The sequence below is a fragment of the Anabaena sp. UHCC 0399 genome, from assembly GCF_034931465.1.
In the GTDB taxonomy this organism is placed as follows: domain Bacteria; phylum Cyanobacteriota; class Cyanobacteriia; order Cyanobacteriales; family Nostocaceae; genus Trichormus; species Trichormus minutissimus.
The window spans coordinates 80,795-101,149 of sequence record NZ_JAYGGZ010000007.1 but is presented as its reverse complement, the minus strand read 5'-3'; the positions used below and the strand labels follow the sequence as shown (position 1 = coordinate 101,149).

The window sequence follows — 20,355 nt, the reverse complement described above, 5'->3', positions numbered from 1 at the left end:
TGCAGACAGCGCATTCCCCAGTCTATGGTGAGCATACACAGAGTTTAGGTCAAGACTTAGGACTGCTTTGTATTTGAGGATTGCTCCCTCGAAGTTTTTATCCTCGTATAAACGATCTGCTTCATTTAGCAGTTCGGTAACTCGATATTGCAGGTCTTCCTCTGCCTTTGTAGTTTCTTTCTGGGGTAACTCATCGCTACTAACTAATTGTGCCATTAAGGGCGCGATCGCTTCCCGAATCCCCTTAGCAACTTCAAAAAATGCTTCATCTCTGTCAGCCCAGTTTTTAATCGGTTTACGATTTTTCGGGAGTGGTAATAGTTCCGTAAGGCGGCCAGTTCCCAAATCCACATGACGCAGCAGCACGGGAATCACACAAGCTTTCTTAGCTGCATTCTGCTGTAAGGCTCGTGTCACTTCCACCGTCCAATGATATTCAGAGTCTAGAAAGTCAGAACTAATTAGCAGTAGTATTAAGCCAGCTTGGTTGAGATGCTGATCAATTTCTCTCTTAATTTCTTGTCCTGGAATGATTTTGCGATCATGCCAACTAGCAATCAAGTTTTCCTGCCGCAAAGATGCTAAATGCTTCTCTAACTCTTGGCGCAGTTCTTCATCTTGTTGGTGATAAGAAATAAAAACTTCAATAGAATTCATAAAGAATAAGGCAAGACACAGACTGGGTTAAAAGTAAACTACACAAGCTTCTGCTCGATTTCGTCAAGCTGCTGATCTAATCTATTGTGTTCCGTTTTAGCTTCTTGAATTTGCGATTCTAATTTAAACTTGGTAGACGGATCAGTTTCAATCAACAATGCTTTTTTTAGCATAGCCAGTTTGTCGCTAACAATATCATATTGTTGCTGTAATGAATCCCGTTCTTGCTCTAATCTCCGATGTTGCCTATCTGTTAATCCAGCCTGACTGGGTATTACAGGTGTTGTAGTTGCAGCAGTAGTTGCAGAGGTTCTTGATTTAGCAATCTCCTCAACTACCCGGCGAATCCCTTGAGCCACATTCAAAAAAGCGTCATCTTGATCTGCCCATTTTGTCACAGGTTGAGCATTTTTGGGCAATGCTTGCAATTTACTAAACGGCGCACTACTCCAGTCTGACGGTTTAAGAATAATGGGAATTACACGCGCCTCTCTTGCTTCATGACGTTCTATCGCTCGCATCATTTCTTTGTCGTAGCAGTAATCTGAAGCCAAAAAGTTAGCACTCACCAACAGTAAAATAATGTCTGCAATGTTTAGATTATCATCAATCGCATTTGCCCATTCCCTACCAGCACTGATTTCTCGGTCATGCCAAGCCTCAATTACTCCCTGACGTTTCATCATGCTCAGATGAGTTGCTAATTCATCGCGCAATGCTTCATCTTTGTGAGAGTAAGAGAAAAATACTTTGACTGTATTAGACATAAATTCTGGTATAAATAACTTTGAATTTATTGTATATGAATATACAGTTTAAACTTTTAAAATTAATAATCTCACCAGAATAAATTCACCTTGAAGTATTAAATATGGCACTGGAATAGATTGCTAAATCTGCGCCTGCGCTATTATATCTGAGTATTTAGTACAAACAGACGCGATCGCAAGGTCTATTACTGATAACATATACAAAGGTATATTTTATCAATTTGGAGGTTTAACAAAAGCCATTGCCCTAAATAATAAATCCATTTCAATGATGTTGATTTGCCAATGACAAAGTATTCATCAGGGAATAATTTTGTGATGGGTCAGATGTTTGGGAAGGTATAGAGTCTTGCTAATTTCATGGATATCTCATCTGTAATTCTCAAAATTCATGCAGTTAAAAAAGCCTAAACATAAGTTAAGTTGGCGTGATCAAAGCAAACTATATGCAGACAAATAAACTAGGATAAAATCCTCTGCCCTCTTGCCTGATCTATTTACGCCAACTTACTTAGCACTATATAAAGTCAACTAGAGAGGAAGACAAATGTCACATAACTCAGGGTTGTATATCATACTAGTCAGTGTTCATGGCTTAATTAGAGGTCATAATCTAGAGTTAGGACGAGATGCTGACAACGGTGGACAAACAAAATATGTAGTCGAACTCGCCGCTACATTAGCTAAACACCCCGACGTAGAAAGAGTTGATCTAGTAACTCGGTTGGTGCAAGACCCCAAAGTGAGTTCTGACTATGCCCAACCAGTAGAAATTCTCTCCGATAAAGCCCAAATCATTCGCCTAGCCTGCGGCCCCCGGCGTTACCTCCGCAAAGAAGTCCTCTGGCCTTATTTAGATACCTTTGCAGATGAATTGCTCAGACACATTCGCAAAGTCGGCAAAATACCAAACGTAATTCATACACACTACGCTGATGCAGGCTACGTAGGTAGTCGAGTAGCTGGTTGGTTAGGTACACCCTTAGTGCATACAGGTCACTCTCTGGGACGTGTGAAACTGCAACGATTACTAGAGCATGGCACTAAACCAGAAAGCATCGAAGAAAACTATCACATCAGTACCCGCATTGAAGCAGAGGAAATTACCCTCGGTGGTGCAGCTTTAGTCATCGCTAGTACCCATCAAGAAGTTGAAGAACAATACGGCGTTTATGACCGCTATCAACCACAAAGAATGGTGGTAATTCCTCCTGGTGTAACTTTAGAACGTTTCTACCCAGCATCGGAAAATTGGGAAAATCCACCCATTTACCAAAAATTACAACGATTTCTGCAAGACCCCGACAAGCCGATGATCACGGCAATTTCCCGTCCGGCTGTGCGTAAAAATGTAGCTACTCTAGTCAAAGCCTTTGGGGAAGATCCCGAACTGCGTAACCTAGCTAATTTGGTGATTGTGCTAGGAAATCGAGACGACATCACCACAATGGAATCAGGCCCCCGCCAAGTTTTGACGGAAATCTTCCAATTAATCGATCGCTATGATCTTTATGGTCATATCGCCTATCCCAAACATCATACTTCCGACGATGTACCCGACTTATATCGGCTGACCGCCAAAACACGCGGCGTTTTTATCAATCCAGCCCTCACCGAACCCTTTGGGCTAACTCTCATTGAAGCTACAGCCTGCGGTGTACCCATCATCGCCACCTCAGACGGCGGACCACGGGATATCATCGGAGCTTGCGAAAATGGGCTACTGGTTGATCCCCTGAATATTAAAGACATCCAGAATGCACTGCAAAGAAGTTTGACAGATGCCGAACAATGGCAACGCTGGTCTAATAATGGTTTAGTTAATGTCCGTAAACATTTCTCTTGGCAGAGTCACGTTGAGCAATATCTAGAAAAAGTGCGCCTATTCCCCCAACAAAAAGTACAATCTTTACTCAGTCCCCTTGTAGCATTTCCAGCCACTGAACACCCAGGCTGGAATATACCTGATACCAACCGCTTACCAACAGCCGATCGCTTTCTGGTGACAGAAATTGATAATACACTCCTAGGTGATCAAGAAGCCTTAGAAAAGTTGATTGGGCGCATCCGCAATGAAGGACAAACAACTGGTGTCTGCATTGCCACTGGTCGCACTCTTCAAAGTACCTTAAATATGCTGGAAGAATGGCGGTTTCCCATGCCAGATTTACTGATCACTTCCACTGGTAGCGAAATCTACTATGGCCCGCAGATTGTCACAGATACCAGTTGGCAAAAACACATTAGTTACAATTGGCAGCCAGAGTCAATTCGGGAAGCTATGAAAAACATCCCTGGATTAGAATTGCAGTCAACAGAGGCTCAAACCAGGTTTAAAATCAGCTACTTTGTTGATCCCAGTATCTCGCCCAGCTACCGAGAAATTATTCGCCATTTGCGTCGTCAGCAACTCCCCGTTAAAGGCGTTTATAGCCATAATATGTATCTTGACTTGCTGCCCATCCGCGCTTCTAAAGGAGATGCCCTACGTTATATAGCCTTAAAATGGGGCTTACCTGTGAAACGGTTCTTAGTTGCAGGGGCATCAGGCAATGATGAAACAATGCTAGCGGGTAATACTCTAGCGGTTGTGGTGGGTAATTACAGCAAAGAAATCCAAAAATTACGGGGCTATGCCCAGATTTACTTTGCTCAAGGACATTATGCCTGGGGCATTTTGGAAGCACTGGATCATTATGACTTCTTTGGGAATTTGTCTCCAACTCAGCCAGAAATGGTATTAGTCTAATCATCTCTGGGACGGTTGGTAATTGGTAATGGTAATCGAGCGAATTAGCAATTACCAATTACCAATCCATTTGGGCATGGGGAAGAACTTCCCTATGCCCTAAGCCACGGGGCGAATATCCCTCTCCACCCACAATGGGATGGAGTTTGCCGTCGCTTTCAATGAAGTTTTGCTGGTTACTTCACTTAGACACCAAAAGTCAAGTAAGATACACATTTGAAGCCTTGGCAGTACAAGCATCTAAGTTGTTGGCAAAAAACTCTACTAGCATGATGTATCAATGCCCTCAAAAGTTGACGGTATCTGGGTTAACTCTAAGTATATTCGTACTACTCAGTAGCACAGATTTGCCAGAGATGAAAGCTCAAGCTGTTGAAAAAACTGCCGTCACGACAAAAGTATATACCCTTCAGGTTGGGGAGGAACAAATTTTGTCGCAGCAATTCCCGCCACCACAGGATGTCCAACCACCTACATCTCCCAGTTTGCCATCCCCCCAACCACTACAGCCTTTACCACCACCAGCTGAATTACTCCAGCCGACTATCCCAGATACCCAACCTCAGCAACCATTACCAGAGAATATTCCGCAAACAATAACTGTAGAAAGGTTTGAAGTTTTAGGCAGCACTGTATTCAGCCCAGAAGAATTAGCCAAGGTGACTGCTGAGTTTACCAACAGGACAATCACTTTGGCAGAACTGTTTCAGGCTCGCTCGAAAATTACCGAACTGTACGTCAGTAAGGGTTACATTACTTCTGGTGCTTACATTCCACCCCAAACAATTAAATCTGGTGTGATTACAATTCAGGTGGTGGAAGGGAGATTAGAAGACATTCAGATTAGTGGGACACAACGACTCAATCCTAATTATGTGCGTAGCCGTTTAGCGATCGCCACCTCTCCCCCTTTAAATCGAGAAAAGTTATTAGAAGCATTGCAACTGCTGCAACTCAATCCCTTAATTGCCAACTTGTCGGCGGATTTGTCAGCTGGGGCGACTCCGGGGACAAGTTTACTACAAATTAAAGTCAAGGAAGCTAGAACCTTTAATACTCAATTAGCCCTAGATAATGGCCGCTCGCCTAGTGTGGGTAGTTTTCGTCGCCGTATCCAAGTCAATGAAGCTAACTTACTGGGTTTAGGGGATGGTTTGAGTTTAGCCTATACTAATACCGATGGCAGTAATACCTTTGATACTAGCTATACATTACCTATAAATCCCCGCAACGGCACACTCAGTTTGAGTTTTGGGACTTCAGCCAGCAATGTAATTGAAGAACCTTTTAATATTCTCGATATTGAATCCTCTTCTCGCTACTATGAGTTGACACTCCGCCAACCCTTAATGCAAACTCCCACCCAAGAATTTGCCTTGGGATTGACGGCTTCGCGGCGCGAAAGCGAAGCCACTTATATAGAAGGTGCAAGACTACCCTTTCCTTCCTTGGGTGCTGATGACGAGGGACGCACGCGCATATCTGCGTTACGTTTTTTCCAAGAATGGACGACTCGCAATAGCCGCCAAGTGATTGCTTTGCGATCGCAATTTAATCTCGGTATAGGTGCGTTTGATGCCACTGTTAATAACGATGCTCCCGATAGTCGGTTTTTTTCTTGGCAGGGACAAGCACAATGGGCGCGGCTATTAGCACCAGATAGTTTATTAATTGTGCGTGCTAATACGCAATTAGCATCGCGAACACTGTTACCTATAGAACAGTTTGGTATAGGTGGACTAGATAGTGTGCGGGGCTATCGCCAAGATTTTCTCCTGGCAGATAATGGTGCTTTTGCTGCGGCAGAAGTGCAAATACCGATTTTGCGTCTATCCCAATCTAGAGGTGTGTTGCAGGTTGTACCTTTTGCAGATTTTGGAGTGGCTTGGAATAATTCTCGTACTAATCCTGACCCTAATGCTTTAGCTTCGGTGGGTTTGGGCTTAAGGTGGTCACAGGGCGATCGCTTGAGGGCGCGTCTTGATTGGGGCATTCCTCTGGTATCTGTTGACTCCCAGAATGGAACTTGGCAAGAAAATGGGCTATATTTTTCTGTGGTTTATAATCATTTTTAATTCTTGCTTCTGTGGTTAGATACATTTTTAACCACAGAGGCACGGAGAACACAAAGAAGAATCCCAGATTAAAACCGGGTTTGATACTCAACTACAGCGCGACTATCATCTTCTAGATTAGTGGAAGCACGCACCCGGATTTGATCGTTAATGCGGTAGTTAATCCCCCATTGGAAGGGGTCATTAGCCGTCAAAATCTTGATGCTAGAAATAGACAACTTAGTGGAAATATCAATGCCGGCTTCGGCTGCTAATTCGATAGATGAACTACTTTTACCTGCTTCTGGGTTATCAGAAATTACGGTGGGGAATATCCGCAGTTCACTTAAACCAAAAGCCCCACCGATTTGGCTGAAGGCTGACTGAAAGTTATTAAATACTGCTGAACCAGCGATGTTGATGATACCGAGGGTACTGTCACCTCCTTGGGGATTCACGAATCCACCACCTAATAAAGCCACAATTTCGTTTTCACTGCGGGATGGACTGCTTTTTAATTCTAGGGTTTCGTTGAGTCGGCTGGCGGGGCCTTTGACATTGGCTTCCACTCGTACAGACTCCAATGCAGCTAAACCGGTAGGATTCAGCCTATCCCCACTAAAGTCGCTGTTTTGGAGTACATCTAGGACTTTCGCAAATAGCTGTACATCTAAATCGGGGTCGCGGGGTTGGTTGGCTCTAAAGGTGGCGGTGTGTTTATAACCGCTAGCTAGTTTAAACTGGGTGGTGAATAAGTTTACCCCACCGTCTTTTAACTGGATTGTACCAACAGGGATAGGGTCGGCAAAAGTACCGTTAACTGTAAGGTTGCCTGTGGCGCGGAAGTTTAAAATTGGTTGACGGGTAATCTGGAGGTTTTTGCCTAATTCTAGTTCTAAATCATTAAACCGTGCGGTTGCAGCCGCTCCATTAACTTCCTGTTTATCTTGCTTGTTCAGTTTTGTAAGTGATATGCCAGTATTACTATTATTCTGCTCGGTGTCGGTAGACTCTGCTAACAATACCTGACCATCATATAAACTGATCTTACCGCCGATAGCTGGGGTTAAAGCTGAACCAGTAATCTGTAAGTTGCCACTCGCCCCTCCTTGATAGAGTCCTTTCAGGTTCATGGCTAACTGATCAAGGTTAACATTCAGGGGATTGTTAATCGGCAGTTCGTTGTTGAAAATCGGAATCTCCCCAGAGGCTTCTACTTTACCACGGCTAAATCTGCCTTGCAGACTTTCTACGAGGATGCGGTCAAAATCAAACTGCACTCTACCTGTAACACCTCTCAACTTTTGTGGTAAAGCCTGAGCCGAAACGGTGGCATCTTGAATAGTAGCAATGCCATTTAATATGGGCTTTTGTCTAGTTCCTCGTACTGTTAAGTCTATTTCCCCCTGACCTTTTTCAAAGGCGATTTGGTTGGTTAACAGGTTTAATATTCCTAATCCCTCATTTTGAACTTTCACATCTAAGCTGATTTGGTCATTGTCTGGTGCTACAGTCGCAAATGGCAACTGATAAGGAATACTGCCATTAATATTGACGGGTTGTGGCCCAGCCACAGACACGGTACTACCAAAGTTCAAGCGTCCATTAGCATAGCTAAAACTGGCGTTGGCTGATTCTATTGCTTTCTGGTTGAGTGTACCTTCGGTAATTTGCCATTCTCCTCTGGCTTGAGGGTTGGCAACACTACCTGCCAAGGCTGCTGTACCGCTAAGATTACCTGTAATGCCTACGGGTAGGTTAACAAAGTTATTCAATACCTGTAATGGGAAGTTACTGACTCGTAATTGACCAGATTGGTCTGCACCGCCAATGTTTCCTGCAAAAGCTACCAGACTATTTTCTGATTCAATGCGTAAAGGTCGCACTTGCAAAACGCCATTTTCAAAACTACCTTGAGCAATGATTTGGTCAGCACGATAGAAACGGTTTTCTTCTGTTTCTTTACCCCAAGTAAAGTTCTGTCCGTTTAAATTAAACTGTACTGATAAGCCTTTGGGGGTGTCAGTATCTAGGGCAACTTCTCCGTTAAAAGTTCCTTGTAAGTCTGCCAACTCAGGTATCGGCGAAGCATTACGCTGTTCTTCTTGTCCAGTTCTTAAAGCATCAATTTCATAAAAGCGTTTGATCTGGTCAAGTAACGGGCGATTCGGTAAACCTTGGGCGTAGGTATTTAAGTCCTCGGCTTTGCCATAGTTAGCTGCTGAACCATTGTTTTGGAAATCTTGGAATTCAAAAATTTGGGCTACTGTAAGTACGTCTTGGATATTTCCTTGACTGACGTTGAGTTTACCTTGCACTCTTGGCCCTTTGGGGGTTTTAGCAAAATTACCAGCTAGGGCGTAGCGACTGTCACCTTTGATAAATTCACTGCTAGTAATGCTGACTGTATCATCACTGTAACGGAACTGAGTAGTGATGCGATCGCCTTTAATCCGGCCGATTTCGGGATTCGCGATCGCTAAATTAGCTGTAGTTGCAAATGTGCTTTGATTAAATTGTACGTCGCCCGTTAATAATCCCGCGACGTTCCCCCCACCCAAACGGAGACTTGGCGGCGGTGACACATTCAAAATTTGTAAGGGGAAGCTGGCAACTTTCACTGACCAATTATCCCCCTTAACTTGACCTTGGGCGATCGCTTGTTGCCATTGTACAAGGAAGGATTCGGGGCGATTATTGGCATTGAGATTTAAAGCAATGCGATCTCTATTTCCTCGCAAGTCTAAATTTAAACCCTGTCCTTGCCCTGACTGCACATTCCCAGTTAACAGTGGGTCAAAGGCGATACCCTGCACGACAAAATCTTTTAAGCCAATTTGCCCTGCTACATTGGGCAATGGTAACTTCCCAGTCACGCGACCGTTAAAATCAACCTTTCCTGTCACCGCTACCTGATTGGGTAGAGTCACAGGTAACTGTTGCAGATCAAAATCTTGGGCTTGGACGTTGAGATTTAAGGCTGTAATTTCCGGGATACCTGGACTGGTGGCATTGGCTGCTATATCGCCACTAATATTTAAACCGGGAGCATTTGCTTGCTGAATTGTCAACCTTTCCCCATTCCAAGCCAAGGCGGCTGTAAGGGGGCGTTCAATTCCCGGTACGCCTTGGGATAATTGTACTTGACCAGATGCCTGCACATCAGCTAATCTCGCTGAACCCAAATTACCAGCTAATTGCAACTGTCCGCCAAATTGTCCCCGCAGTTGTTGATTAAACCGATTTAACTGCACACCAGCCGCCGCAACTGCTGTTTGATAGCGACCGTTAGCTAGTTGAATGTTGGAGAATACAACATTACCCCCTGCTACATTTAGTTGTGCTTCACCCCTAGCTTGGATGCTTTGGGGACTAAAGGAATCGACTCCCCCACCTACACTCAATTGACCAGTTAAGTTACCTTGAAATTGTGGCGGGACAGTTGCCAAGCGTTGCACAGGGACATTATTCGCTTGGACTTGTGCCTGATAACGACCGTTAGCTAGTTGAATATTTGATGCTGTAATTGTGCCATTGCCGACATTAATTCTGGCTTGTCCATTGGCTTGGATGGTTTTGGGGCTGAAGGCATCCACTGCCCCAGCAACATTTAATTGCCCAGTTAAATCGCCTTGTAGGGGTACTTTTGCCAAGCGTTGTAGGGGGACATTATTGGCTTGGAGTTGGGTTTGATAGCGACCGTTAGCGAGTTGAATATTCGCGGCGGTAATTGTGCCATTGCCGACATTGATTCTTCCTTGTCCACTGGCTTGGATGGTTTGGGGGCTGAAAGATTCGACTGACCCAGCAACATCTAATTGACCAGTTAAATTACCTTGAATGGGGACAGCCGCCAAGCGTTGTACAGGGACGTTATTAGCTTGGACTTGGGTTTGATAACGACCGTTAGCGAGTTGAATATTCGCTGCTGTAATTGTCCCGCCGTTAACCCGCAGCCTTGCTTCCCCATTACCCTGAAGAGTTTTGAGACTAAAATTTTCTCTGTTGCCGGCGATTTGGAATGTGCCGTCTAAGGGATTAGCTAAAGCTGGCGGAGAATTTTTGAGGATGCGTCCCAGGCGGACATTGTTAGCCACTAAACGGGCGGCGAAATTTTGGTCTTGTAATTGGATATTCGCGATCGCAATTCTACCACCACCAATTTGCACTCCCGCCCCATCGGCACGAATACTAGCAATTTGGAAAGGTTCAGCCGTCCCAGCCAGAATAAAACGACCGTTTAATTCTACCCCTGCCAAAGAGACATTTTGCAGTTGATTTTGGTCAACAAAGGGTTGTAAGCTCACACCAGCAGCTTGAGCCACCGCTTGCCAACGTTGATTGGCGAAAGTACCATTACCTCGTACTGTTCCACCAGCTACCCGCGCCACCACATTGCGGAAGTTATAGTTACGATTTGCACCCACGATCACTTCACCAGTGGTAGGATAAATTGCCCCAGGGGCAGCAAATTTGACAAATGTTTGGGCATTGGTAGGTGTACCAGTGACACTACCTGTAGCGGACACAGTACCAATTTTAAAAGCAAGATCAGGATTATAGAGTTTAGCGATCGCATCTCCCGGAACTTGCTTGGCTACAAAATTTAAATTTAATTGGGGATTTTCTCCAAGTTGGATGATACCGCCACCGTTAATTTCACCCCCTACCGTAGTTTCGCCTTGAATATCTTCCAGCTTAACTAAGGCATCCTTAGCATTAAATTCAAACTTACTACTAACGCGCTTAAAATTAATTTTATCAATGCGGGCAGTTTTAACAGTGGTGACAGTACCTGAAAGAATAGGGTTGGTAATATCCCCTACCATCTGTAATTTCGCTTGTAATTGTCCAGCTACAGGTACAGGCAATTTTAAATTTAACGTTTCTTGAGCATTAGCGACACTTACCCCATTGATCCGTCCAGCCAACTTATAGCCTTTATTACTGTCGATAATTCCTGCGGCGATTAGAGGAATCTTGCCATAGTTGGCGGTCATATTCTCTAGTTTAATTTCCGTTCCCTGGAAATAGATACTACCTTGGCTATTAATGAATGGTTGTGGTGTTCGGGGAATTTGCAGCGTTACCCCTTCTAAGTCAGCACTACCATACAATAAAGGCTTCTGCTCTGGTGCTAGTTGGATTCGCAAATCACCATTGACTCGACCTGTTTGTAAATCCAGTGGTAATTTTACAAGACTAGTAACATTGGTAGCTGGTATTTTTTCGGCTTGAAGTTGCAGATTCGCGGCTAACGTCTTAGGACGCACATCCCCCGCAATAGAAATTTTACCCCCAGTAGCCGCCTGACCTTGGACTACAAATTTCACCAGTTGATTGTTTTCTAATAATTGAGCCGATCCCAACACTTGAGAAAAAGCTATAAGAGACGAAGGATTATCTACCTTGTCTATCTTGTCTCCTTCCCCTACCCCCTCAAGCTCTTTCTTCTGCGGTAAAAGTACCAAATTGCCATTACGGAAGCGTAGTGTATTTAAATCAGTTTTAATCGCTCCTGCTGCTCCCGGTGGTGCAAGGGTCGTAGTAATCCACAGTCCTTCGCTATCCTGTTCAATGTAAGCATCCGGGTTCACTAAGGTAACATCTAGTTTTAGCTGGCGATTAAAAATTAACAGCAAGGGGTTAAAAGCTACTTCCACAGCATCGACTTCCACCTTATCCGGATCTGTAGGTGTAGCGGGGATGGCAGAAGCACCAAAACTAACTCCTGTGAGTGAGAATTGTGTGACTTTGCCCAATTTTACCGGACGGTTGAGTGTACTGGTGAGACTTTTTTCTGCTAACGGCGTTAATTCTTTTTGGACAAAAATCCACAATCGCCAAGCACCGCCGATTAAACCCAGCAGTAAAATACTCCCTAGGGCTATACCACCACGCTTTAGAACCAGTAACCATAAAGGCTTGCGGTCAGTATTACGGGATTGATGATCTTGATCGGAAGATTTACTCATCTGGTTTCACTTCTTTTTTGCTGGATGTGGTAAGCACACTACTAGCACTATGGGCATATTACTATACCAAGATACAAACCAATCTCAGGTTTTGACATGAGGATGAACTCGTAATCATTATCGATTATTCACTAGTTTTGCTTATTTGCTCCCCTACACCCCTATACTCTTACACCCTTATGTCCCTACACTTGGGAAAAATTTGGATTAAAGTGAGAAATAATGCTGTGACTTTCACAGGTACACGGTCTAGAACTTTAATGAATAGATAGACATCAAAATATAAAGAAAGATGATTACGCCAATGCGGGTTTTTGTGTTGATTTTTAATGCTCACACGGAAAATGAGGGGATTCATACTGTGCGTGTGGGCGATCGCAATAAAATTTTCATGTTTGAGTCCCAAGACGATGCTCTTCGCTTTGCCCTTATGTTAGAAGCGCAAGATTTCCATACGCCTACTGTCGAAGCAATGGACGCAGAGGAAATTAAGGAGTTTTGCGAAAATGCTGACTATGAATGGGAAATTATCCCAGAAAACAGCTCTGATCCGAGTCACTTCATTCCTCCAGAAATCAACCTGGAAGAAACCGACTGGCAACCTGATGGGCAATATGATCAGACTGGCGACGATAGCTTAGATTTTGACGATGTACCACCCGCAGAAGAAACAGAATTTTCTCCGACTGAACTAGAAAAAATTCGTCGCAAGTTAGAAGGATTGTTGTAGTTTAGTGCTGAGTTAGGAGTGCTGAGTGCTGAGTGCTGAGTTAGGAGTTAGGAGTGGGGAGTTAGGAGTGGGGAGTGGGGAGTGCTGAGTTATGAAGACAGCGAATAAGCGTTTTGTAGCAAGTAAATCATTAGTAAGTAAGGATAAACTAACTTGTGATTCAGGACGCTTTAAAAACCCGTGAGGCTACCATCATTCAGCACTGAGTTTCAGTTAATAGCAATTGGTACATAATTCGGAAGTAGAGATACAGGCTAGCATAAATGACAAATTTGCAGGAACGCGGGCATTTATTGACTGAACAAGTCAATCCTTTGAGTCTGAACTTAGACCAACTTAGTGGTTTAGAGTTGGTGGAGTTATTTAATAGTGAAGACCATAAGGCAGTGGCGGCGGTGGCGGCGGCTAAGGTGGAAATAGCTAAGGCCATTGAGGAGACAGCCGCACGGTTGCGCCAGGGTGGACGCTTGTTTTATGTGGGTGCGGGGACAAGTGGTCGGTTGGGGGTGTTAGATGCGGCTGAGTGTCCCCCAACTTTTTGTACACCCCCAGAGTTGGTACAGGGGATTATTGCTGGTGGTGCTGGGGCGTTGGTACGTAGTTCTGAGGATTTAGAAGACCGGGCTGAAGATGGTGATGCGGCGATCGCTCAACGCCATATTACTCTCTTAGATGTAGTGGTGGGAATTACTGCCGGTGGGACGACTCCTTTTGTCCACGGTGCGCTAAATGCTGCCCGTCAAAGGGGTGCTTTAACAATTTTTATGGCCTGTGTACCAGCAGAACAGGTCGGTTTTGAGGCTGATATTGATATTCGGTTATTAACCGGGCCAGAGGTGTTGGCAGGTTCTACCCGTCTCAAGGCTGGTACAGTCACCAAGCTAACTTTAAATATTCTGTCTACTGGGGTGATGGTCAAACTAGGCAAAGTTTACGGCAATCGCATGGTAGATGTAGCGGTCACAAATCAAAAATTACGCGATCGCGCTTTACGCATCTTACAAGACCTCACAGGTTTAAGTCGGGAAGCGGCTGGTTATTTGTTAGAACATAGCGGCAAGTGGGTCAAGCTGGCATTATTAATGCACTGGACTGGTTTAAGCAAAGAAGATGGCGATCGGCTGTTATCAACACACCAAGGTAATCTCAGAGATGCTGTTGCCAGCTATAAAGGTACTCAGCCATCTTGAACATTCTCTAGAGAAATACTCTACACACGGCTGCTACTATATTTTGGTAGTTAGCCTTTTTTTATGAGTAAACTCAGCTGTAACCAAAAGCAATTGTTAGTATAAAAACTTGGGTATTATTACCTGATTAAGATTGTGTAAAATACAGGGTTAATGAGCATTAGGAAATAATGTGGCTTTAACTACGCTATTGATTTGAATTAGTAAGATAAACTCAATCTACTGACTTTCATTTACTAACAAAGAAGGATAAATAATGAGCCAAGAATCAGCCAAAATAATCTTATGGGAAGAAAACCAAAAAGATTTTATCAAAAAGTTCTATGATTTACAATTTCTTCCCAGGATAGGAGAAGAAGTTTACTTAAGAAAGGAGAAATGGAAGGTAACTAGACTTGAACATGATGTAGAAGTGAATGAGATTAATATCTACATGGAATTAATTAAAAAAGTTAAGCAGGATAAATCATCTGATCGCAGTTGAATATCAATTTTGGGAGCAATAGTATAGGTAAAGTCGCAACTTAGACTTAGAATGAAGGGATGAAATCATAGTTAAGAAAATACTATGAATGACTCAGCATTCACTATCTTTATCATCTTTGGAAGCATTTGGGTTTTTATGGCAACCGCAGGTGTAATTGCTCTGTTAAAAGCAGATGGGCAAGAAATTCGTTTTGGTAAGACAGGACTGATCATTACTCTTTCTATCATCCTACCAATTATCATTACCCTTGCCTATGCTGCATTTCGGGGTACATTCTGAACAATTTATAACTTGTGCATTTTATGTATCGGTAGGATGATACTTTTAATTACAGGTCATTGAGATGGTATGACCAACTGCATCACACCAGAGGAACGACGTTCACGAAATGTTCCCAATACGGTTCGGATCAGATAATTTGCCAAAATCTAACTAAAAACGAGTCCATGCGATCGCTTCTCTAGCTTCCCTGCGGGACGCTGCGCATTCACGCAGCGTGTTGTAGACAAGACGCTGACGCGAATGCTCTATGACAATTCAACTTAACTTTTCACCAGTCCCCAATCCCTTATACCTAAAACGGAATATCATCTGGATCTGGTTCGGCCACAGGCTGATAGCTGCTAGGTTGAGTGACAGGTTCGTAGGTGTTCACCTGGGGAGTAGCATTCACGGTACTTGCAACTGGGGTAGCCGTTGGACGTGGCGACTCGTAACTAGGAACGTTACTTGGTGCTGGTTGTGGTTGTGGTGGTGTTTCTGTCGCCGATGGAGTTCTCTCTGGTGCTGGCGATGATGTGAAATCACCGCTTAAAGGTTGAATTTGTTGTACAGTCAACTCAGCACGTTTTTCTTTAAAACCCTCTTGACGCTCAACCGTGTGCATCCCTAAACGTCCGGCTATGATCACGCGATCGCCTTGGTGATAGTTTTGCTGAATTTCTGTAGCTAAATTCCCCCACCCTACAACTTTTAAAGTCGCCGGCGCATCTTCTGAACGCTGGGAATTGGGAAACTGCACCAGCATTTCTGTGATTGCTAAGTTATCTGATGTATAGCGTAATTGCGGTTCTTGAATAATTTCCGCCATCAACACACAGCTGTTCATTCCATCCTCCTGACTTAATAATTCGTAATTCGTAATTCGTAATTATGAATTCATTTATAAACTGTCGATCGTTCTTTATTCCTAGCATAAAAGCCAAGCGATGGCGTTGCACAGCAGTCATAACACTACTGGACACCTTCGCCTGACTAAAACGAGCATTGATCTTGCATGAGTAGTATAATTGTACCATTGATTGATGTATTCTTACTCAATACCCTCACGCATTTGGGTAAAAAAGTTAGTAGACAATTATCAATAAATTCATAACTGCATCTATTTTGGCACTATATCTAATAAATAAACTCTTGAATTTATTAGTCAAACAGAAGATTATTTGTACAGAGTTGATTTCCTTCTGACTACTACATACATTTAAGGGGAAAACCATCATGGCTAACATCACAATTTCCGATTTGCAACCAGTTGAATTAGAATATGCAGAGTTGTCAGACCTCGAACTAGAAATAATCATGGGCGGAAAAGGTGAAGTTTCTGTTTCAGGTGGTTATAGCGAAGACAAAGGTGCATATGTTGAGGCTAAAGTTACTTTTAAATTTTAAGTAATTGAAGTTAACTCAAGATAGTCAGCTTTAGAAAAAAATTTAACCTTCTTTTTCTTGAGAAAGAAGGTTAAATTTTTTTATATGAATAAGCATAGAAAGAACCTCCCCCAATACAGTTCGGTTAACGTTATGGGTGAGTAGAGACGTTATTATTTTGGCAAATTATCTTATCCGAAACATATTGAAACTTCCCTTTACTAAGAGGTTGTTTAAAAAGTCGTGTGTGTATACTGTAGCCCTTATTCAGAGGATGTTGGGATTTGACTTTTCACGGTATCTGGAAAACCCCTCTCCAAACCTCTCCCCTGCAAGGAGAGAGGCTTTGATCTCTCCCCTTTCCCTAGTAGGGAAGGGGGTTGGGGGGTTAGGTTTCGCATTAGCTTTTCCACATGATGTGCAAAGTCAGATGTTAGGAGGGGTCAGAATAAGATGCAGCTTCACAAAAAAATGGTATTAAATATTTTTGATTCCGAATTGAATTTACTGGCTATATTTAGCTATATTAAATACTTTTGTAGTTCCCCAAGATTGGCGTATAGATAACTGATGGGGAAATATTCTTTTGTGCATAAATTTAACCATAGGCGTGTTATCAGCAACTATAGTAAACACTGCTTTCGTATCTGCTACTGTTACTAATTGAAGCTGAATTGCTTTTGCTAACAAGGGTATAGCACGACCTAGGCGTTGCAAATCTTCTCTGACAAAAAGTTTGGTATATCTGATTGTATCTACAGCAACTCGATGTGTAATCATCCAACCTACTACTTGGTTTTGAAAGCGTAACCCCAAGCTGTTAAGCGGTTCAATTATCTCTGGTTCTGTCCAGGGAGAGAGAATATCGGGATACCATCTAGAATTTGCTTGTTGTGTTTGAATTGATTCTTTTTCTTGTGTAGTTAATTCCATCCAAGGAAATATGCTATATCCAGAAAGTAAAGCATCAGCTAGTTTTAACCAAGAAGCATCCTTCATGTTAATTATTGGTGCAGAACAAACTAACATCCGTAACTGAGGGGTAGACCAATGACATTGCTTGAGGATTTTTTCTAAATAGGGAGTTGTAGAGTTAGGTACATAAACTAAATTAGCTTGTGAACAACCATGTTCAGCTAATTCTTCTTCTATGTAAGTGAGCAAAGTTTTACCTAGTCCATATCCCCGATGTTCTGGGATTACAAATAATGACAGAATTTCCCCAATTCTTTGATGATGAGAAGTTTCAGCTAAAATCAGCCCAACTGGTTGTGAACCCTGATTTACTCCTATTGCAACTATAGATTGATCAGTATCTATATTTCTGAGACGTGGACGAAAATTGGGGTAGGTCAGTTTCTCATAAAAGAGAGATGTTTTACTGTTCAGGTTGACAAAATTATATAAAGATTGGGTATCTTTTTGATTTGGGCTGATTTCTAGCATTGGAAAACTATGTGATTTGGCAAAAAGAGTGTAAGTTTCAGAATTACTGTGTGTAATAAAAATATTTTAATTATTCTTTCATAAATAAATATTTTCTCTTTATTAAATAACGATAGAAAACCTCATCATATCACTTCAATATATAATCCTAACACTCTATCGCACCTAGTTTTTGAAGATAGTAATATGTAATAGAGAAATAGTTTTAGGACATAAAAGTTTTACTTTAGGTATTATATTTTAATTGAATTCTAACGCCAATCTTGTCTGGTGGAATGAATAAATTTCAGAACTTTGTGGTATGGAAAATATAATGGCTAAGTTTTTAACTATTAATAATCTTTTATTAACCTAAAAACCAGATAATTAGCTTAAGTGTATTTTTATCATCAAAATAATGTGACTTGCTATTGGTAGCATTGCCACTAAGAATTGACGAGATACAAGCTTATGAAAGGATTGAGTTGGACGATCGCAGCGACAGGATTGGCAGTAGCAATATACGGTTTGTCGGTAAATGCTGCAAATGTGTCAAATTCTCCAGAGTTAGGAAAAAAGCCAGAATTACGACTATCAGAAGTTAGCAATAAAGATGAGAAATTCTATAATCAAAGAGGTATTGAGCGTGCATCAGCAGGAAAAATAACAGAAGCGATCGCAGATTTTAACCAAGCCTTACAAATTAATCCTCAATATGCTGAGGCGTATAGAAATAGAGGTATAGCTCGCGGATTATCAGGAGATTTAAAAGCAGCGATCGCAGATTTTAATCAAGCCTTACAAATTAATCCTCAATATGCGGATGCTTATAAAAATCGCGGGAAAGCTCTCATGTTATCAGGAGATTTAAAGGCAGCGATCGCGGATTTTAATCAAGCCTTACAGATTAATCCTAATGATGATGATGCTTACTACAGCCGAGGCGTAGCACGCGACAAAGCAGGAGACTTAAAAGGCTCTATAGAAGATTTTAACCAAGCCTTGCGAATTAACCCTAAGTATGTAGATGCTTACAATAATCGGGGTGTGAAGTATGCACAAACAGGAGATTTAAAAGCAGCGATCGCAGATTTTAATCAAGCCTTACAAATTAATCCTAATAATGCAGATTCCTATAACAATCGTGGTCTTGCTTACTCTAAAATAGGAGATGTCAAAAAAGCGATCGCTGATTTACAAAAAGCAGCTAAACTTTTTCAGCAACAAGGCGACACAGCTAAATCTCAAGCAGCATTAGATCAAATTAGGCAGATCAACAATAGCTCAAAAATTAGGACGTAAAATGAAGTTTGATTCAGCACAGGCTAAACGCTTCTACTCACAACTGTTTCACATGAACCGGAAACACCCCTAAAGCAATTAATCTGGCGGGTAAATCGCGCAGAATCGGCAAGCGTAACCAGGCTGGGGGTTGGAAGGAGCGATTAGATGAAAGGATGGGGGCAAAAACTCGTTTTTGGATCAAAGTCTGAAATGCTTGAATAATGCGTGTGGGTAATTCGCGCCGATGCTGCACTTTTGCCAAGTCTTTCAATTCTACATGGTGATTTTGCAGAGGTTTAGTTAACACATTTGCAGCCACCACAGCATCCTGAATGGCGTAGTTAATTCCCACACCCCCAACTGGTGACATGACATGAGCTGCATCACCAATGAGTAACAATCCTGGAAGATACCAGCGTTGCACACGGCTAGACTCCACAGAAAGAAACGCTACTTGTGACCAGTCGTGTAAATTATTAATTCGGTTAGCTAATTCTGGGACAACTTCCACAACAGATGTTTTTAATGTCTCTAAACCCTCAGCACGTAACTTCTGATAGCCTCCCTTGGGAATAACATAGGCTATTTGCCATTCATCACCACGGTCAAGCATCGCTACAATATGACCGGAAGCAAAGCGTCCCATTCCTCCCTCACCGTCTTCTGGTTGACGCGGTAAGCGAAACCAAAGTACATCCATTGGTGGTGAAGTTTCAATCGTGGCAAAATTGCCTAACTGTCGTAACTTGGAATGACGACCATCTGCACCAACTGTCAGCATAGCGCGGACTTCGTGCCAACCACCGCCGCCCCGATAACGTACACCTTGAATTACACTGTCCTCTACAATTACTTCTTGGACATTTGCCCCCATGACTAATTGAAAATTCGGATATTGTTGTGCTTCCTCGGTGATAAATTCTAAAAATTTCACCTGGGGCAACATTGTAATGTAGGGATAGCGGGTTTTCAGGTGACTAAAATCAGCCAGTGTAATGGTATTTTCAGGGGTTTTTACTCTAATTTGGCGCATCTTAGCATGGGGCAATTGCAGCAAGCGATCGCTTAACCCCAATTCCTCCATAATTTCCATTACCGAGGGGTGAATTGTATCACCGCGAAAATCTCGGTCAAAATCTTTGTGTGCTTCCAACAGCATCACAGAAATTCCTTGACGCGCCAACAACAATGCCAAAACTGCTCCAGCAGGCCCACCACCAACAATGCAACAATCTGTAGTTTGTAGGTCTACAATGTCATGGTTAGTCATGTTGCTTTCCTCCAAATTCAAAATTCAAAATTATACTCCTCCGGAGAAGCAAGCTACGCGTTAGCGTCACGGAGTGAAGAACTTCTGGGGACTTGGGATGCAGGCGGTTTTTTGTAA

Annotated in this window: 14 protein-coding genes; 8 read left to right on the top strand and 6 right to left on the bottom strand. The window is 42.6% G+C overall.

The features are described 5' to 3' along the window. Both VB693_RS05995 and VB693_RS05990 read right to left on the bottom strand, forming a co-directional pair. Window positions 1-657, bottom strand: a 657-nt coding sequence (locus VB693_RS05995; RefSeq protein ID WP_323265450.1) for a TIR domain-containing protein, incomplete at its 3' end; no start/stop codon positions are given. A gap of 38 nt (window positions 658-695) precedes the next feature. Then, window positions 696-1,424, bottom strand: a complete 729-nt coding sequence (locus VB693_RS05990; RefSeq protein WP_323265449.1) for a toll/interleukin-1 receptor domain-containing protein — start codon at window positions 1,422-1,424, stop codon at window positions 696-698. 550 nt (window positions 1,425-1,974) lie between these two features. Here VB693_RS05990 and VB693_RS05985 point away from each other — a divergent pair. Beyond that, window positions 1,975-4,176, top strand: a complete 2,202-nt coding sequence (locus tag VB693_RS05985; RefSeq protein WP_323265448.1) for an HAD-IIB family hydrolase — start codon at window positions 1,975-1,977, stop codon at window positions 4,174-4,176. Window positions 4,177-4,445: 269 nt separating this feature from the next. After that, window positions 4,446-6,251, top strand: a complete 1,806-nt coding sequence (locus VB693_RS05980; protein ID WP_323265500.1) for a ShlB/FhaC/HecB family hemolysin secretion/activation protein — start codon at window positions 4,446-4,448, stop codon at window positions 6,249-6,251. A 68-nt stretch (window positions 6,252-6,319) separates the two neighbouring features. On the opposite strand, the gene VB693_RS05975 is transcribed toward VB693_RS05980, so the two are convergent. After that, a complete protein-coding gene (locus VB693_RS05975; protein WP_323265447.1) occupies window positions 6,320-12,205 on the bottom strand; it encodes a translocation/assembly module TamB domain-containing protein in 5,886 nt (1,961 codons plus the stop codon). Between the two features lie 292 nt (window positions 12,206-12,497). On the opposite strand from VB693_RS05975, the gene VB693_RS05970 reads away from it, so the two are divergent. The 4 genes from VB693_RS05970 (at window position 12,498) to VB693_RS05955 (ending at window position 14,891) form a co-directional block, all read left to right on the top strand. Next, window positions 12,498-12,935: a DUF3110 domain-containing protein gene (locus VB693_RS05970; protein WP_323265446.1), complete on the top strand. Its 438-nt coding sequence runs from the start codon at window positions 12,498-12,500 to the stop codon at window positions 12,933-12,935. 263 nt (window positions 12,936-13,198) lie between these two features. After that, entirely contained in the window at window positions 13,199-14,125 is a 927-nt protein-coding gene (murQ, locus tag VB693_RS05965) for an N-acetylmuramic acid 6-phosphate etherase (RefSeq protein ID WP_190699844.1), read from the top strand. Between the two features lie 256 nt (window positions 14,126-14,381). Further along, on the top strand, window positions 14,382-14,609 hold the full coding sequence (locus VB693_RS05960; RefSeq protein ID WP_323265445.1) for a hypothetical protein: 228 nt from the start codon (window positions 14,382-14,384) through the stop codon (window positions 14,607-14,609). 84 nt (window positions 14,610-14,693) lie between these two features. Then, on the top strand, window positions 14,694-14,891 hold the full coding sequence (locus VB693_RS05955) for a hypothetical protein (protein ID WP_190699839.1): 198 nt from the start codon (window positions 14,694-14,696) through the stop codon (window positions 14,889-14,891). A gap of 295 nt (window positions 14,892-15,186) precedes the next feature. Here the strand turns inward: VB693_RS05955 and VB693_RS05950 are convergent, their stop codons facing one another. Beyond that, window positions 15,187-15,720 (bottom strand): single-stranded DNA-binding protein, encoded by a 534-nt coding sequence (locus VB693_RS05950; RefSeq protein WP_323265444.1) that lies wholly within the window; start codon window positions 15,718-15,720, stop codon window positions 15,187-15,189. Between the two features lie 389 nt (window positions 15,721-16,109). Between VB693_RS05950 and VB693_RS05945 the strand changes: the two genes are divergently transcribed. Beyond that, window positions 16,110-16,280, top strand: a complete 171-nt coding sequence (locus tag VB693_RS05945) for a hypothetical protein (protein WP_323265443.1) — start codon at window positions 16,110-16,112, stop codon at window positions 16,278-16,280. Window positions 16,281-16,763: 483 nt separating this feature from the next. Here VB693_RS05945 and VB693_RS05940 read toward each other — a convergent pair whose 3' ends face one another. Then, window positions 16,764-17,705, bottom strand: a complete 942-nt coding sequence (locus tag VB693_RS05940; protein WP_323265442.1) for a GNAT family N-acetyltransferase — start codon at window positions 17,703-17,705, stop codon at window positions 16,764-16,766. A 450-nt stretch (window positions 17,706-18,155) separates the two neighbouring features. Here VB693_RS05940 and VB693_RS05935 point away from each other — a divergent pair, with 450 nt between their 5' ends. After that, window positions 18,156-18,986 (top strand): tetratricopeptide repeat protein, encoded by an 831-nt coding sequence (locus VB693_RS05935; protein WP_323265441.1) that lies wholly within the window; start codon window positions 18,156-18,158, stop codon window positions 18,984-18,986. A gap of 37 nt (window positions 18,987-19,023) precedes the next feature. On the opposite strand, the gene VB693_RS05930 is transcribed toward VB693_RS05935, so the two are convergent. Further along, window positions 19,024-20,238, bottom strand: a complete 1,215-nt coding sequence (locus VB693_RS05930; protein WP_323265440.1) for an FAD-dependent oxidoreductase — start codon at window positions 20,236-20,238, stop codon at window positions 19,024-19,026. Window positions 20,239-20,355 lie beyond the last annotated feature (117 nt).